Annotated in this window: 13 protein-coding genes; 9 read left to right on the top strand and 4 right to left on the bottom strand. The window is 72.3% G+C overall.

All coding sequences use genetic code 11. The features are described from left to right. Positions 1-198: 198 nt before the first annotated feature. Positions 199-1,953: a biotin carboxylase N-terminal domain-containing protein gene (locus KV381_RS23765; protein WP_030086846.1), complete on the top strand. Its 1,755-nt coding sequence runs from the start codon at positions 199-201 to the stop codon at positions 1,951-1,953. Positions 1,954-2,072: 119 nt separating this feature from the next. Further along, complete coding sequence (locus KV381_RS23760) at positions 2,073-2,669, top strand: TetR/AcrR family transcriptional regulator (RefSeq protein ID WP_030086843.1); 597 nt, start codon at positions 2,073-2,075, stop codon at positions 2,667-2,669. 215 nt (positions 2,670-2,884) lie between these two features. Here the strand turns inward: KV381_RS23760 and KV381_RS23755 are convergent, their stop codons facing one another. Next, on the bottom strand, positions 2,885-3,847 hold the full coding sequence (locus tag KV381_RS23755) for a DeoR/GlpR family DNA-binding transcription regulator (RefSeq protein ID WP_078611261.1): 963 nt from the start codon (positions 3,845-3,847) through the stop codon (positions 2,885-2,887). A gap of 186 nt (positions 3,848-4,033) precedes the next feature. Further along, positions 4,034-5,473: an NAD(P)H-quinone dehydrogenase gene (locus KV381_RS23750; protein WP_007458836.1), complete on the bottom strand. Its 1,440-nt coding sequence runs from the start codon at positions 5,471-5,473 to the stop codon at positions 4,034-4,036. Between the two features lie 340 nt (positions 5,474-5,813). On the opposite strand from KV381_RS23750, the gene KV381_RS23745 reads away from it, so the two are divergent. The 3 genes from KV381_RS23745 (at position 5,814) to KV381_RS23735 (ending at position 9,020) form a co-directional block, all read left to right on the top strand. Next, on the top strand, positions 5,814-6,251 hold the full coding sequence (locus KV381_RS23745) for a gamma-glutamylcyclotransferase (RefSeq protein WP_007458837.1): 438 nt from the start codon (positions 5,814-5,816) through the stop codon (positions 6,249-6,251). A gap of 115 nt (positions 6,252-6,366) precedes the next feature. After that, positions 6,367-7,191, top strand: a complete 825-nt coding sequence (locus KV381_RS23740) for a purine-nucleoside phosphorylase (RefSeq protein WP_030086722.1) — start codon at positions 6,367-6,369, stop codon at positions 7,189-7,191. Between the two features lie 188 nt (positions 7,192-7,379). Beyond that, on the top strand, positions 7,380-9,020 hold the full coding sequence (locus KV381_RS23735) for a phospho-sugar mutase (RefSeq protein ID WP_098025519.1): 1,641 nt from the start codon (positions 7,380-7,382) through the stop codon (positions 9,018-9,020). Positions 9,021-9,094: 74 nt separating this feature from the next. Here KV381_RS23735 and KV381_RS23730 read toward each other — a convergent pair whose 3' ends face one another. After that, positions 9,095-9,733 (bottom strand): PH domain-containing protein, encoded by a 639-nt coding sequence (locus tag KV381_RS23730; RefSeq protein WP_086779937.1) that lies wholly within the window; start codon positions 9,731-9,733, stop codon positions 9,095-9,097. A 134-nt stretch (positions 9,734-9,867) separates the two neighbouring features. Between KV381_RS23730 and deoC the strand changes: the two genes are divergently transcribed. Genes deoC through KV381_RS23715 form a run of 3 tightly spaced genes read left to right on the top strand, consistent with a single transcriptional unit; the run spans position 9,868 to position 13,167 of the window. Next, complete coding sequence (gene deoC, locus KV381_RS23725) at positions 9,868-10,815, top strand: deoxyribose-phosphate aldolase (protein WP_030084666.1); 948 nt, start codon at positions 9,868-9,870, stop codon at positions 10,813-10,815. A 5-nt stretch (positions 10,816-10,820) separates the two neighbouring features. Further along, complete coding sequence (locus KV381_RS23720; RefSeq protein WP_030630549.1) at positions 10,821-12,257, top strand: aldehyde dehydrogenase family protein; 1,437 nt, start codon at positions 10,821-10,823, stop codon at positions 12,255-12,257. Further along, positions 12,250-13,167, top strand: a complete 918-nt coding sequence (locus KV381_RS23715) for an aldehyde dehydrogenase family protein (protein WP_218786165.1) — start codon at positions 12,250-12,252, stop codon at positions 13,165-13,167. Before KV381_RS23720 ends, KV381_RS23715 begins: the two co-directional genes overlap by 8 nt. 88 nt (positions 13,168-13,255) lie before the next feature. Here KV381_RS23715 and KV381_RS23710 read toward each other — a convergent pair whose 3' ends face one another. Next, on the bottom strand, positions 13,256-13,675 hold the full coding sequence (locus KV381_RS23710; RefSeq protein ID WP_030084660.1) for a hypothetical protein: 420 nt from the start codon (positions 13,673-13,675) through the stop codon (positions 13,256-13,258). A 62-nt stretch (positions 13,676-13,737) separates the two neighbouring features. On the opposite strand from KV381_RS23710, the gene KV381_RS23705 reads away from it, so the two are divergent. Beyond that, on the top strand, positions 13,738-14,445 hold the full coding sequence (locus KV381_RS23705) for a uridine kinase (protein ID WP_193463422.1): 708 nt from the start codon (positions 13,738-13,740) through the stop codon (positions 14,443-14,445). The last annotated feature ends 86 nt before the right edge of the window (positions 14,446-14,531 follow it).

The following is a 14,531-nucleotide window of genomic DNA, read 5'->3' as shown; positions in this document are numbered from 1 at the left end:
CTTAAAGACAGAGACCTGCACCACACCGGGTGGTTACTGTGCGGTTGAGGATCCCGGCGTACCGTGGTGCCACAAGGGATTTCACTACTGGGGCAAGCCTCGGATCACACTCCGTGTGGGCAAGCTCACCATTGGGGACGGGTCGTACGGCCGTGTCGGTAGTCCCTAAACTCAGCTTGTTTCGAGGAGGGAGTCATCGTGCGCAAGGTGCTCATCGCCAACCGTGGCGAAATCGCTGTCCGCGTTGCTCGGGCGTGCCGGGACGCGGGGATCGCGAGTGTCGCGGTCTACGCCGAGCCGGACCGGGACGCTCTGCATGTCCGGGCCGCCGACGAGGCGTTCGCTCTGGGCGGTGACACCCCGGCCGCCAGTTATCTGGACATGGCCAAGGTGCTGCAGGCCGCGGCCGACTCGGGGGCGGACGCGATCCACCCCGGTTACGGATTCCTGTCGGAGAACGCGGAGTTCGCCCAGGCGGTCCTGGACGCCGGACTGACCTGGATCGGCCCGCCGCCGGCCGCGATCCGCGACCTCGGCGACAAGGTCGCCGCCCGGCACATCGCCCAGCGCGCCGGCGCTCCGCTCGTCGCCGGCACCCCGGACCCGGTCTCCGGATCCGACGAGGTCGTCGCGTTCGCCGAGCAGAACGGCCTGCCGATCGCGATCAAGGCCGCCTTCGGCGGCGGCGGACGCGGTCTGAAGGTGGCCCGCACGCTGGAGGAGATCCCGGAGCTGTACGACTCCGCGGTCCGCGAGGCGGTCGCGGCGTTCGGCCGGGGCGAGTGCTTCGTCGAGCGCTACCTCGACAAGCCCCGCCACGTGGAGACCCAGTGCCTGGCCGACACCCACGGCAACGTCGTCGTCGTCTCCACCCGTGACTGCTCGCTCCAGCGCCGCCACCAGAAGCTCGTGGAGGAGGCTCCGGCCCCCTTCCTCACCCAGGCGCAGAACGACGAGCTGTACGCCGCGTCCAAGGCGATCCTGAAGGAAGCCGGCTACGTCGGCGCGGGCACCGTCGAGTTCCTGGTCGGCGTCGACGGCACGATCTCGTTCCTGGAGGTCAACACCCGCCTCCAGGTCGAGCACCCGGTCACCGAAGAGGTCACCGGCATCGACCTCGTACGCGAGATGTTCCGTATCGCGGACGGCGAGGAGCTCGGCTACGGCGACCCGGCCGTGCGGGGTCACTCCTTCGAGTTCCGGATCAACGGCGAGGACCCGGGCCGCGGCTTCCTGCCCGCCCCCGGCACCGTCACCACCTTCGCCCCGCCGACCGGCCCCGGTGTCCGCCTGGACGCGGGCGTCGAGTCGGGCTCGGTCATCGGCCCGGCATGGGACTCGCTCCTCGCCAAGCTGATCGTGACCGGTGCGACGCGTGAGCAGGCGCTCCAGCGCGCCGCCCGCGCGCTCGCGGAGTTCCAGGTCGAGGGCATGGCCACCGCGATCCCCTTCCACCGGGCCGTCGTCGCCGACCCCGCCTTCACCGCGGACCCCTTCACCGTCCACACCCGGTGGATCGAGACCGAGTTCGTCAACGACATCAAGCCCTTCGCCGCGCCCGCCGACGCGGACGCGGAGGACGAGGCCGGACGCGAGACCGTCGTCGTCGAGGTCGGCGGCAAGCGCCTGGAGGTCTCGCTGCCGTCCTCGCTGGGCATGAGCCTGGCCCGCACCGGCCTCGCCGCCGGCGCCAAGCCCAAGCGCCGCGCGGCCAAGAAGGCCGGCTCGGCCGCCTCCGGCGACTCCCTCGCCTCGCCCATGCAGGGCACCATCGTCAAGATCGCGGTGGAGGAGGGCCAGGAGGTCAAGGAAGGCGACCTCGTCGTCGTCCTGGAAGCCATGAAGATGGAACAGCCGCTGAACGCGCACCGTTCCGGCACCGTCAAGGGCCTCACCGCCGAAGTCGGCGCATCCGTCTCCTCCGGCGCCCTGATCTGCGAGATCAAGGACTGACCGCCTCGCACACTCCGAAGGGGCCCGGACCGCGTCATGAGACGTGGGCCGGGCCCCTTCGTCACCAGTGGCATCCTGGAACCCACAAGGTCCTGAGGACCGAGGGAGGGGCGGAAGCCATGGCAGGGGCGATCCCGATGGAGACGAGCACGGCGCGACCGCCGGCCCGGCCGATGCGCGCGGACGCGCGCCGGAACCACGACCGGTTGGTGGGCGAAGCGCGCAGGTCCTTCGCCGAGCACGGCACGGACGCCTCGCTGGAGGACATCGCCCGGCGGGCCGGCGTGGGCATCGGCACCCTCTACCGGCACTTCCCGAACCGGGACGCCCTGATGAACGCGGTCTTCCAGGACGCCCTGTGCTCACTCCTGGACCGCTCGCGGGAGCTGGCGGCGGCCGAGGCCCCGTGCCGGGCGCTGGTGGAGTGGCTGGGCGCGATCGTCACTCATGCGGGTGAGTACCGCGGCCTGGCGCACGGCCTGATGTCCGCCTCGCGCGACGAGACCTCGGCACTCGTGCAGTGCCATCTGCCGCTCCGGGAGGCGGGGGCGGGGCTGCTGCGCCGGGCCCAGGAGAGCGGTTCCGTACGGGGCGACGTCTCCATCGACGACCTGCTCCAGCTGACGAACGCCATCGCGCTGGCGGCCGAGCAGTCGCCGGACGATCCGGAGCTGGCGGAGCGACTGCTGCGGCTGACGCTGCGCGGGCTGAAGTAGCCGACCTTTTCGGAGCCCCTGCGCCAGGCGCGCCAGGCCGCTGCGCGGAGCTTCTCCCCGCCCCGCCCCTTCCCGAACCCGGGGCTCCGCCCCGGACCCCGCTCCTCAAACGCCGGAGAGGCTGAGAAGCGAGCAAGCGGGCGTCGCAGCCGCGAAATCCAGCCCCTCCGGCGTTTGAGGAGCGGGGGTTCGGGGGCAGCGCCCCCGACCTGCGCCTAGCGCCGGCGCAGGTCCGCCACCCGGGCCCGCTGTTCGCCCGGCACGTCCGCCAGGGCGGAAGCGCTGCGCAACTGCGGGCCGAGGCCGCCGTTCTGCGTGCGCCGCTGGCCGGGCAGCGGCATGTCGCGGCGGGGCCGGCTCCCCGGTGGGGGGCCGTCACCACCGGACGCGTCCGACTCCGGGCCGGCCACCGTGATCTCCACGCCCTGGTCCGCCAGGGCCTGGAGCTCGGCCGCGGCCCGCTCGTCGTGGAGCGGCGGCTCGTCCGTCACCAGACGGGTGATCAGCTCCGTGGGCACCGTCTGGAACATGGTGTCCGAGCCGAGCTTGGTGTGGTCGGCCAGGACCACCACCTCCGCGGCGGCCTGCACCAGGGCCCGGTCGACGCTGGCCGAGAGCATGTTGGAGGTGGACAGGCCACGCTCCGCCGTGAGGCCGCTCCCGGAGAGGAAGGCCCGGGAGACCCGCAGCCCCTGGAGGGACTGCTCGGCCCCGCTGCCCACCAGCGCGTAGTTGCTCCCGCGCAGGGTGCCGCCGGTCATGACGACTTCGACCCGGTTGGCGTGGGCCAACGCCTGGGCCACCAACAGGGAGTTGGTGACGACGGTCAGACCGGGGACCCGCGCGAGCCGTCGGGCCAGCTCCTGCGTGGTCGTGCCGGCGCCGACCACGATGGCCTCGCCCTCGCCGACAAGACCCGCGGCCAGGTCGGCGATTGCTGTCTTCTCCGCGGTGGAGAGATGGGATTTCTGCGGAAAGCCGGACTCCCGCGTAAAACCGCCCGGCAAGACCGCACCGCCGTGCCGGCGGTCGAGGAGTCCTTCTGCCTCCAGTGCCCGCACGTCCCGCCGTACGGTCACTTCGGAGGTCTGGACGACGCGGGCGAGCTCACGGAGCGATACCGCCCCGTTGGCGCGCACCATTTCGAGGATCAACTGACGACGTTCTGCAGCGAACACGAAACTGACAGTAACCTGGCCGTCGGTGAGTTTTCAGCAGTTTGCGCCGAATAACAGAAGTTGTACTTCAAAGGGGCCTCCAAGTGGTATAGGAGGCCCCTTTGTTGTTCGGCGGTGATCGTCAGGCGGTCACAGCGCCGTCCGGACTGCCGGGGGTTGCCGGGGAATGTCGGGTTTCCCGGGTGCTCAGCCCTCGCCCGTGAGCTTGCGGGTGTGCAACTGCCGGGCCACTTCGGCGATCGATCCGGACAGGGACGGGTACACGGTGAAAGCGTTTGCGATCTGCTCCACCGTCAGGTTGTTGTCGACCGCGATCGAGATGGGGTGGATCAGCTCGCTGGCGCGCGGCGCGACCACGCAGCCGCCGACCACGATCCCCGTACCGGGACGGCAGAAGATCTTGACGAAGCCGTCGCGGATGCCCTGCATCTTGGCGCGCGGATTGCGCAGCAGCGGCAGCTTGACGACCCGGGCCTCGATCTTGCCCGCGTCGACCTCGGCCTGGCTGTAGCCGACGGTGGCGATCTCCGGGTCGGTGAAGACGTTGGCGGAGACGGCCTTGAGGTTCAGCGGGGCGACCGCGTCGCCGAGGAAGTGGTACATCGCGATCCGGCCCTGCATCGCGGCGACCGAGGCCAGCGCGAAGATGCCGGTGACGTCGCCGGCCGCGTAGACGCCGGGGGCGCTGGTGCGCGAGACCCGGTCGGTGAGGACGTGCCCGGAGTCCTTGAGCCGTACGCCGGCCTCCTCCAGACCCATGCCCGCGGTGTTCGGGATCGCGCCGACCGCCATCAGACAGTGCGAACCGGTGATGACCCGGCCGTCGGCCAGCGTCACCTCGACCCGGTCGCCGACGCGCTTGGCGGACTGGGCGCGGGAGCGGGCCATGACGTTCATGCCGCGGCGGCGGAAGACGTCCTCCAGGACGGCGGCGGCGTCCGGGTCCTCGCCGGGCAGCACCCGGTCGCGGGAGGAGACGAGGGTGACGCGGGAGCCGAGCGCCTGGTAGGCCCCGGCGAACTCGGCGCCGGTGACACCGGATCCGACGACGATGAGTTCCTCGGGGAGCTCGTCGAGGTCGTAGACCTGGGTCCAGTTCAGGATGCGCTCGCCGTCCGGCTGCGCGTCCGGGATCTCGCGCGGGTGGCCGCCGGTCGCTATCAGCACGGCGTCGGCGGTGAGCCGCTCCTCGGTGCCGTCGGCGGCGGTGACGACGACCTGGCGGGATCCGTCGGCCGCCTGGAGCCCGTCGAGCCGGCCGCGGCCGCGCATCACGCGGGCGCCGGCCCGGGTGACGGAGGCGGTGATGTCGTGGGACTGGGCGAGCGCGAGGCGCTTCACCCGGCGGTTGACCTTGCCGAGGTCCACGCCGACGACCCTCGCCGCCTGCTCCACGTGCGGGGTGTCGTCGGCGACGATGATGCCGAGCTCCTCGTAGGAGGAGTCGAAGGTGGTCATCACCTCGGCCGTCGCGATCAGGGTCTTCGAGGGCACGCAGTCGGTGAGGACCGAGGCCCCGCCCAGACCGTCGCAGTCGACGACGGTCACCTCCGCGCCGAGCTGGGCGCCCACCAGGGCTGCCTCGTAGCCGCCGGGGCCGCCGCCGATGATCACGATCCGGGTCACGAAAAGTCCGCCTCGCGTTGTGTAACCCGCGGCCGCCTGCCGCCCCGGCCGGGGGTCCGGGGGATCGCCCCGGGGGAATGCAGTACGTACTCCATTGTCCCGCACGCGCCAAAGTGCTTCGCCCCGGGGCCCTCCATACGGGAAAGAGGGCTTCCGCCGTACGGGAACCGGCACCCGTGCCGTACGGGGACCAGGGCGTCCGCCGTACCGGAACCAGAGTTTCCGCCGTCCGGGAACGGGCCGCCGGAGCCGGTGCCGCGGCCCTCCCCGCACTCCCCCGACCGGGGCCTTCGTCACAGGAACCGCCGCTCCCGCGCCCACCTCCCGTACCCTCGGTCCCATGTCGCTCTACGCCGCGTACGCCGGCAACCTCGACGCGCGGCTCATGACCCGCCGCGCTCCGCATTCCCCGATGCGCAGCACCGGCTGGCTCAACGGCTGGCGGCTGACCTTCGGCGGGGAGCAGATGGGCTGGGAGGGGGCGCTGGCCACCGTGGTGGAGGCGCCGCGCTCCCAGGTCTTCGTCGCGCTGTACGACCTGGCGCCGATGGACGAGGACTCCATGGACCGCTGGGAGGGCGTCGGGCTGGACATATACCGGCGCATGCGGGTGCGGGTGCACACCCTGGACGGCGAGGAGCCGGCCTGGATGTACGTGCTGAACGGATACGAGGGCGGGCTGCCCTCGGCGCGCTATCTCGGCGAGATCGCCGACGCCGCGGAATCCGCCGGCGCACCGCACGACTATGTGATGGAGCTGCGCAAGCGCCCCTGCTGACCTGGGCGGAAGAGGCCCGGACCAGCCCTCTTCGTGCGAAAGCACAAAGACCTCCGACGTGTCTTTGCGCCCGTGCATCTACGCGCGTAGGGATTCAGCGGTTACGCTCATCCGCGTGAACGCATCTGTTATTCCGGACAACATCCAGGGCGACCCGCAGGCAGCCGCTGCCGGGGCCGCCGCCCGTCTGCGCGAGCTGACCGGCGCCGAGACCCACGACGTCGCCCTGGTCATGGGCTCCGGCTGGGCGCCCGCGGGCGAAGCGCTCGGCGTCCCGGAGGCCGAGTTCCCCGTGACCGAGCTGCCGGGCTTCCCGGCGCCCGCCGTCGAGGGCCACGGCGGCACGGTCCGCTCGTACAGGATCGGCGAGAAGCGCGCGCTGGTCTTCCTCGGCCGCACGCACTACTACGAGGGCCGGGGCGTCGCCGCCGTCGCCCACGGGGTCCGTACGGCGGTGGCCGCGGGCTGCAAGACCGTCGTCCTGACGAACGGCTGCGGCGGTCTGCGCGAGGGCATGCGCCCGGGGCAGCCGGTCCTGATCAGCGACCACATCAACCTGACGGCCGCCTCTCCGATCATCGGCGCCAACTTCGTCGACCTGACCGACCTGTACTCCCCGCGGCTGCGCGCGCTGTGCAAGGAGATCGACGGCTCCCTCGAAGAGGGCGTGTACGTCCAGTTCCCCGGCCCGCACTACGAGACCCCGGCCGAGATCAACATGGTCCGGGTCATGGGCGGCGACCTGGTGGGCATGTCCACGGTCCTGGAGGCCATCGCGGCCCGTGAGGCGGGCGCCGAGGTCCTCGGCCTCTCCCTGGTCACCAACCTGGCGGCGGGCCTGTCCGGAGAACCCCTCAACCACGAGGAGGTCCTCCAGGCCGGCCGCGACTCGGCGACCCGGATGGGCGCACTGCTGGCACGGGTGCTGGAGCGCATCTAGGGCCTGCGCGTTTCAGCCCGTCCGGCGGCCTTCTCGGCCGGTCGGTCCGGGCGGGCATTTCAGCCCGTCCGGCGCTTGAGGACCGGGGCCCGGGGCGGAGCCCCGGCCTCGCCCCGGACCGCCCGCACCCCGCCACCCCCGTACCCCCGCCCCCGTACCCCTTCCGCAGACCCCGAAAGGCGGACCCCGTGCAGCACGACCTCATCGCGCAGGCCAGGACCTGGCTGGCCGAGGACCCCGACCCCGAGACGCGCGCGGAGCTGGCCGCGCTCGTCGAGGCGGGTGACACCCAGGAGCTCGCGGCCCGTTTCGCGGGCACGCTCCAGTTCGGCACCGCCGGGCTGCGCGGGGAGCTCGGGGCCGGGCCGATGCGGATGAACCGGTCCGTGGTGATCCGGGCGGCGGCGGGCCTCGCCGCCTATCTCAAGGCCCGGGGCGAGGAGGGCGGGCTCGTCGTCATCGGTTACGACGCCCGGTACAAGTCGGCGGACTTCGCGCGCGACACGGCGGCCGTGATGACCGGCGCCGGACTCCGCGCCGCCGTGCTGCCCCGCCCGCTCCCCACCCCCGTACTGGCGTACGCCATAAGGCATCTGGGCGCCGTCGCGGGCGTCGAGGTCACCGCCAGCCACAACCCGCCGCGCGACAACGGCTACAAGGTCTACCTCGGCGACGGGTCGCAGATCGTGCCCCCCGCCGACGGCGAGATCGCGGCCGCCATCGCCGCGGTCGGCCCGCTGGCGGACGTCGTACGCCCCGAGGACGGCTGGCAGACCCTCGGCGAGGAGGTGCTGGAGGCCTATCTCGCCCGTACGGACGCGGTCCTGGCCGCCGGCAGCCCCCGTACCGCGCGCACGGTCTACACGGCGATGCACGGCGTCGGCACGTCCGTGCTGACCGCGGCGTTCGCCCGGGCCGGTTTCCCGGAGCCGGTCCTCGTCGCCGAGCAGGCCGAGCCCGACCCCGCGTTCCCCACCGTGGCCTTCCCCAACCCGGAGGAGCCCGGCGCGATGGATCTCGCGTTCGCCACCGCGCGCCGGGCCGCGCCGGACCTGATCATCGCCAACGACCCGGACGCGGACCGCTGCGCCGTCGCCGTGCCCGACACCGCCACGGAGGGCGGCTGGCGGATGCTGCGCGGCGACGAGGTGGGCGCGCTGCTCGCCGCGCACCTGGTGGAGCGGGGCGCGAGCGGGGTGTTCGCCGAGTCGATCGTGTCGTCCTCGCTGCTCGGCCGAATCGCCGAGAAGGCGGGCCTCGGCTACGAGGAGACGCTGACGGGCTTCAAGTGGATCGCCCGCGTGGACGGTCTGCGGTACGGGTACGAGGAGGCGCTCGGTTACTGCGTCGACCCCGAGGGCGTCCGCGACAAGGACGGCATCACCGCCGCCCTGCTCGTCGCCGAGCTCGCCTCCGTGCTCAAGGAGCAGGGCCGTACGCTGCTGGACCTGCTGGACGACCTGGCCCTGGCCCACGGCCTGCACGCCACCGACCAGCTCTCGGTGCGGGTGGAGGACCTGTCGGTCATCGCGGACGCCATGGCCCGGCTCCGTGAGCAGCCGCCGACCGCGCTGGCCGGACTCGCCGTCACCTCGGCCGAGGACCTGTCGCAGGGCACGGACCGGCTGCCGCCCACCGACGGGCTGCGCTACCACCTGGAGGGCGCCCGGGTGATCGTCCGCCCGAGCGGCACCGAGCCGAAGCTGAAGTGCTACCTGGAGGTCGTCGTCCCGGTGGCGGACGCGGCCGGGCTGCCCGCCGCGCGGGCCCGGGGCGCGGAGCTGCTGGCCGGGATCAAGCGGGACCTCGCCGCGGCGGCGGGTATCTGACGGACCGCTTTCACGCCGAAGGGCCGGCACACCTCCCGGGTGTGCCGGCCCTTCGGCGTTCGATGGCGTCGGCCTCAGCCGGTCGCCCCCAGCACCACCAGCAGGACGGCGCCCGCGACGGCCGGGGCGATCACCTCGTACGCCCAGCGCACCGAGCCCCGGTCCGCGCCCTCGGGGGTCGTGTCACCGGCCCGCTCGGCGATGTCCCGCAGGTCGCGGACGGTCTGGTCGGCGGAGGCGGTGCGCGCGGCGGTGTCACGGACGTCGGCGCTGACCGACGTACGGCCGTAGGGGTCGTCGTGGGCCGCCCGGGCAGCGCTGCGCGCCGCGCGCTTGCGGGCGCGCAGCGAGACGGGGATCGCCCACAGCTGGTACTTCGTGCCGTCCTGGGCGAGCAGCTCGGAGGAGTACGAGGCGCGTACGTCGGCGACCTCGGTCCAGGGGAGCCGGATCGTCCGGAACGGGTTGCGGATCCGGATGCGCTCGTCGTTCGCGAAGACGGCGGGCCGCAGGGTGAACGCCACGACCAGCGGCACCACGAGGAGCAGCGCGGCCGCCGCGAGCCACGGCGTCCGGCCCTCGCCCCGGATCATGGCGTCCCCGGCCATCCAGGCGATCAGCAGAAGCAGCAGCGACCCGCAGACCAGTGCGGCCACGGAACGGTAGGTCCGGTCGCCGTGGAGCGGCTCTGCGGGAGGTGTGGGGCTCGTCATGGGGCCGATTCTGCCTGACGGGCGTCCGCCCCGGCGGAGCGCCCGCCCGCGCTCGCGTCCCCGGGGCGGATCGCACGGATGGCCCGGCCCCCTGTACAGGTCGCTACGCGCGTAGATATGCTCATGTGGTGACCATGCCCACCACTGCTCCCGCATTTTCCGACGCGACGGCGTCCGACAGTGCGCTGCGCCGCTTCCTGTTCGGGCTGCCCGGCGTCGACGCCGTCGGCCTCGAAGCGCGCGCCGCCTCCCTCGGAACCCGTTCGATCAAGACGACGGCCAAGGCGTACGCCATCGATCTCGCCATCTCGATGATCGACCTGACGACGCTGGAAGGCGCGGACACCCCGGGCAAGGTCCGGGCTCTCGCCGCCAAGGCCGTCAACCCCGACCCGACCGACCGCACGACCCCGCGCACCGCGGCCGTCTGCGTCTACCCCGACATGGCGGCCACCGCCGCCGCCGCGCTGGCCGGCTCCGGTGTGAAGGTGGCGTCCGTGGCGACCGCCTTCCCGGCGGGCCGCGCCGCGCTGGACGTCAAGCTCGCGGACGTCCGCGACGCCGTGGCGGCCGGGGCCGACGAGATCGACATGGTGATCGACCGGGGGGCGTTCCTCTCCGGCCGGTTCCTGAAGGTCTACGAGGAGATCCTCGCCGTGAAGGCGGAGTGCGGGTCCGCCCGGCTCAAGGTGATCTTCGAGACCGGTGAGCTGTCCACGTACGACAACATCCGCCGGGCCTCCTGGATCGGGATGCTGGCGGGCGCGGACTTCATCAAGACCTCGACCGGCAAGGTGGCCACCAACGCCACCCCGGCCAACACGCTCCTCATGCTGGAGGCCGTGCGCGACTTCCGGGCGGCCACCGGCGTACAGATCGGTGTGAAGCCGGCCGGCGGCATCCGCACCACCAAGGACGCGGTGAAGTTCCTGGTCCTGGTGAACGAGACGGCGGGCGAGGACTGGCTGGACCCGCACTGGTTCCGGTTCGGCGCGTCCAGCCTGCTCAACGACCTGCTGATGCAGCGCCAGAAGCTCAGCACCGGCCGTTACTCCGGCCCCGATTACGTGACGGTGGACTGATAGCCATGGCATCCGCATTCGAGTACGCACCGGCGCCGGAGTCCCGTTCCGTCGTCGACATCGCCCCGTCGTACGGGCTGTTCATCGACGGCGAGTTCACCGAGGCCGCCGACGGCAAGGTCTTCAAGACCGTCTCGCCGAGCAGCGAGGAAGTCCTCTCCGAAGTCGCCCGGGCGGGCGCGGCGGACGTGGACCGGGCCGTGAAGGCGGCACGGAAGGCGTTCGAGAAGTGGTCGGCGCTGCCCGGCTCCGAGCGCGCGAAGTACCTGTTCCGGATCGCCCGGATCATCCAGGAGCGCAGCCGCGAGCTGGCCGTTCTGGAGACCCTGGACAACGGCAAGCCGATCAAGGAGACCCGCGACGCGGACCTCCCGCTGGTCGCCGCGCACTTCTTCTACTACGCGGGCTGGGCCGACAAGCTGGACCACGCGGGATACGGGGCGAACCCCCGTCCACTGGGCGTGGCCGGCCAGGTCATCCCGTGGAACTTCCCGCTGCTGATGCTCGCGTGGAAGATCGCCCCCGCGCTGGCCACCGGCAACACGGTGGTGCTGAAGCCCGCCGAGACGACGCCGCTGAGCGCGCTGTTCTTCGCGGACATCTGCCGCCAGGCCGGGCTGCCGAAGGGTGTCGTCAACATCCTCACGGGGTACGGGGGCGCGGGCGAGGCCCTCGTCACGCACGCGGACGTCAACAAGGTCGCCTTCACCGGTTCGACCGCCGTCGGCAAGGCCATCGCGCGCTCCGTCGCGGGCACGGACAAGAAGGTCACGCTGGAGCTGGGCGGCAAGGGCGCGAACATCGTGTTCGACGACGCCCCGATCGACCAGGCCGTCGAGGGCATCGTCACCGGCATCTTCTTCAACCAGGGCCAGGTCTGCTGCGCGGGCTCCCGGCTGCTGGTCCAGGAGTCGGTCCAGGACGAGGTGCTGGACGCGCTGAAGCGCCGGCTCTCCACGCTGCGCCTGGGCGACCCGCTGGACAAGAACACCGACATCGGCGCGATCAACTCCGCCGAGCAGCTGGCCCGGATCACCTCCCTGGTGGAGACCGGCGAGGCGGAGGGCGCGGAGCGCTGGAGCGCGCCGTGCGAACTGCCCTCGTCGGGCTACTGGTTCGCGCCGACGCTCTTCACCAACGTCACCCAGGCCCACACGGTGGCCCGTGACGAGATCTTCGGCCCGGTGCTCTCGGTGCTCTCGTTCCGCACCCCGGACGAGGCGGTCGCCAAGGCCAACAACAGTCAGTACGGGCTCTCGGCCGGCATCTGGACGGAGAAGGGCTCCCGCATCCTCGCGGTGGCGAACAAGCTCCGCGCGGGCGTCGTCTGGGCCAACACGTTCAACAAGTTCGACCCGACGTCGCCGTTCGGCGGCTACAAGGAGTCGGGCTTCGGCCGCGAGGGCGGTCGCCACGGCCTGGAGGCGTACCTCGATGTCTGATCAGAACCGTCTGAGCGTCTTCAAGACCTACAAGCTGTACGTCGGGGGCAAGTTCCCCCGCTCCGAGAGCGGCCGGGTGTACGAGGTGACGGACTCCAAGGGCCAGTGGCTGGCCAACGCGCCGAAGTCGTCGCGCAAGGACGCGCGCGACGCGGTCGTGGCCGCGCGCAAGGCGTTCGGCGGCTGGTCGGGCGCGACCGCGTACAACCGGGGTCAGGTCCTCTACCGCGTCGCGGAGATGCTGGAGGGCCGCAAGGACCAGTTCGTCCGTGAGGTGGCCGCGTCCGAGGGACTGTCGAAGTCCAAGGCGGCGGCCGTGGTGGACGCGGCGATCGACCGCTGGGTCTGGTACGCGGGCTGGACCGACAAGATCGGCCAGATCGCGGGCGGGGCCAACCCGGTCGCGGGCCCGTTCTTCAACCTCTCCACCCCGGAGCCGACGGGCGTCGTCGCGGTCCTCGCACCGCGGAAGTCGTCGTTCCTGGGGCTGGTCTCGGTGATCGCCCCGGTCATCGCGACCGGCAACACGGCGGTCGTCATCGCCTCGGCGGACGCCCCGCTGCCGGCGCTCTCGCTGGGCGAGGTGCTGGCCACCTCGGACGTGCCCGGTGGCGTGGTCAACATCCTGTCGGGCGTCACGGCGGAGCTCGCGGCCCCGCTCGCCGCCCACCAGGACGTCAACGCGATCGACCTGACCGGCGCGGACGCCGAGCTGGCCAAGGAGCTGGAGATCGCGGCGGCGGACAACCTGAAGCGCGTCCTGCGTCCACAGCCTGTGGACGCGGACAGCGCTTCGGACTCCGCCGGCTGGTCGGCCTCCCCCGGCACGCACCGCCTGACGGCGTTCCTGGAGACGAAGACGGTCTGGCACCCGACGGGCGCACTGGGGGCCGCGGGCTCCTCGTACTGAGGAAGGACCGCGCCACAGGCACCCGAGCGGGGCCGCCCTCCACCCCGGGCGGCCCCGTTCGCCGTGTCCGTGCGCGTGTCCGCGTGGGTCAGCCGGTGACGAGCTTGGTCACCGACCCCACCACGGGCAGGTCGCTCAGCGCGCCGCCGCTGGTGATCGGGTCGGTGACGATCGCCGTGGTCACCGGCTTGAAGTCGGCGATCTGCGTGCCCACGGCGTTGTCCAGCGGGTCCACGCCGGTGTTGGCAAGCGGGTCCAGCTGGAGGTCGGTGATCGGGGCGACGCTGCTGGCCAGCGAGGTCCCAAGCGCGCTGGTCACCGCGGGCCCGGCCGTCTCGCCGACCGCCTGGAGGGCCGAGACGCCCTGCTCCGGGACCTCGGCCGCGGCGGGCAGCTGGACGGCCTGCGCGGCGCCCGCACCGGCCCCCAGGGCGGCCCCCAGCGCGGTGAAGGTCAGACCGGCGCGCAGCAGGGCGCGACGTTCGGGCTTACGTGCATGAAGTGCCATGTTTTCCACCTGATCGAACCTGGTCGGGTAATCGTCCGTAAGCGCAGAGTAGTTGAGGTGTGATGCTGGATACCAACAGGAGGCCCGAGGGGTCCCCTGCGCGGGTCAATGCCTCACACTTCTGTTCTGTGAGTTCCCAACCGATCCCGACCCGCGTCGTGCTGCTCGCGGGCCCCTCCGGCTCCGGCAAGTCCGTGCTGGCCGCCCGCACCGGCCTTCCGGTGCTGCGCCTCGACGACTTCTACAAGGAGACGGGGGACCCGACGCTGCCGCGGGTGTCCGGCTCCACGGACATCGACTGGGACTCCGTCGCGTCCTGGGACGCGGAGGCGGCGGTGGCCGCCATCGCCGAGCTGTGCCGGTGCGGCCGTACGGACGTTCCGGTGTACGACATCGCCACCAGCTCCCGCACGGGCCACGAGACCTTCCACATCGAGCGGTCGCCGCTGTTCGTGGCGGAGGGCATCTTCGCGGCGGACATCGTGCGGCGCTGCCAGGAGCTGGGGCTGCTGGCGGACGCGCTGTGCCTGCGCGGCCGGCCGTCCACGACGTTCCGCCGCCGGCTGGTGCGCGATCTGCGCGAGGGCCGCAAGTCGGTGCCGTTCCTGCTGCGGCGCGGCTGGCGGCTGATGCGGGCCGAGCGGCGCATCGTGGCCCGTCAGACGGCTCTGGGGGCGTATCCCTGCGGCAAGGAGGAGGCGTTGGGGCGGTTCGCCGCGGCGGCGGCGGGACGGTGCCGGCGGGGGGCTCCCACGGCGCGGACGTCGTAACCGGGGCTCCGCCCCGGCCCCCGCTCCTCAAACGCCGGAGGGGCTGGACGGGCAGACGCCGGAGGGGCTGAAGTGCGGCCTCCATG

It is taken from the genome of Streptomyces sp. WY228 (assembly GCF_019287315.1).
GTDB classification, from domain to species: domain Bacteria; phylum Actinomycetota; class Actinomycetes; order Streptomycetales; family Streptomycetaceae; genus Streptomyces; species Streptomyces caviscabies.
This window is presented reverse-complemented; position numbering and strand designations above follow the sequence as displayed.

Excerpts from the sequence above, each read along its gene's own strand:
- KV381_RS23745 (WP_007458837.1), top strand. The coding sequence starts at position 5,814 with ATGTCGCTCTACGCCGCGTACGCCGGCAACCTCGACGCGCGGCTCATG.
- deoC (WP_030084666.1), top strand. The coding sequence starts at position 9,868 with ATGCCCACCACTGCTCCCGCATTTTCCGACGCGACGGCGTCCGACAGT.
- KV381_RS23710 (WP_030084660.1), bottom strand. The coding sequence starts at position 13,675 with ATGGCACTTCATGCACGTAAGCCCGAACGTCGCGCCCTGCTGCGCGCC.
- KV381_RS23715 (WP_218786165.1), top strand. The coding sequence starts at position 12,250 with ATGTCTGATCAGAACCGTCTGAGCGTCTTCAAGACCTACAAGCTGTAC.
- KV381_RS23730 (WP_086779937.1), bottom strand. The coding sequence starts at position 9,733 with ATGACGAGCCCCACACCTCCCGCAGAGCCGCTCCACGGCGACCGGACC.
- KV381_RS23720 (WP_030630549.1), top strand. The coding sequence starts at position 10,821 with ATGGCATCCGCATTCGAGTACGCACCGGCGCCGGAGTCCCGTTCCGTC.
- KV381_RS23760 (WP_030086843.1), top strand. The coding sequence starts at position 2,073 with ATGGCAGGGGCGATCCCGATGGAGACGAGCACGGCGCGACCGCCGGCC.
- KV381_RS23705 (WP_193463422.1), top strand. The coding sequence starts at position 13,738 with ATGCTGGATACCAACAGGAGGCCCGAGGGGTCCCCTGCGCGGGTCAAT.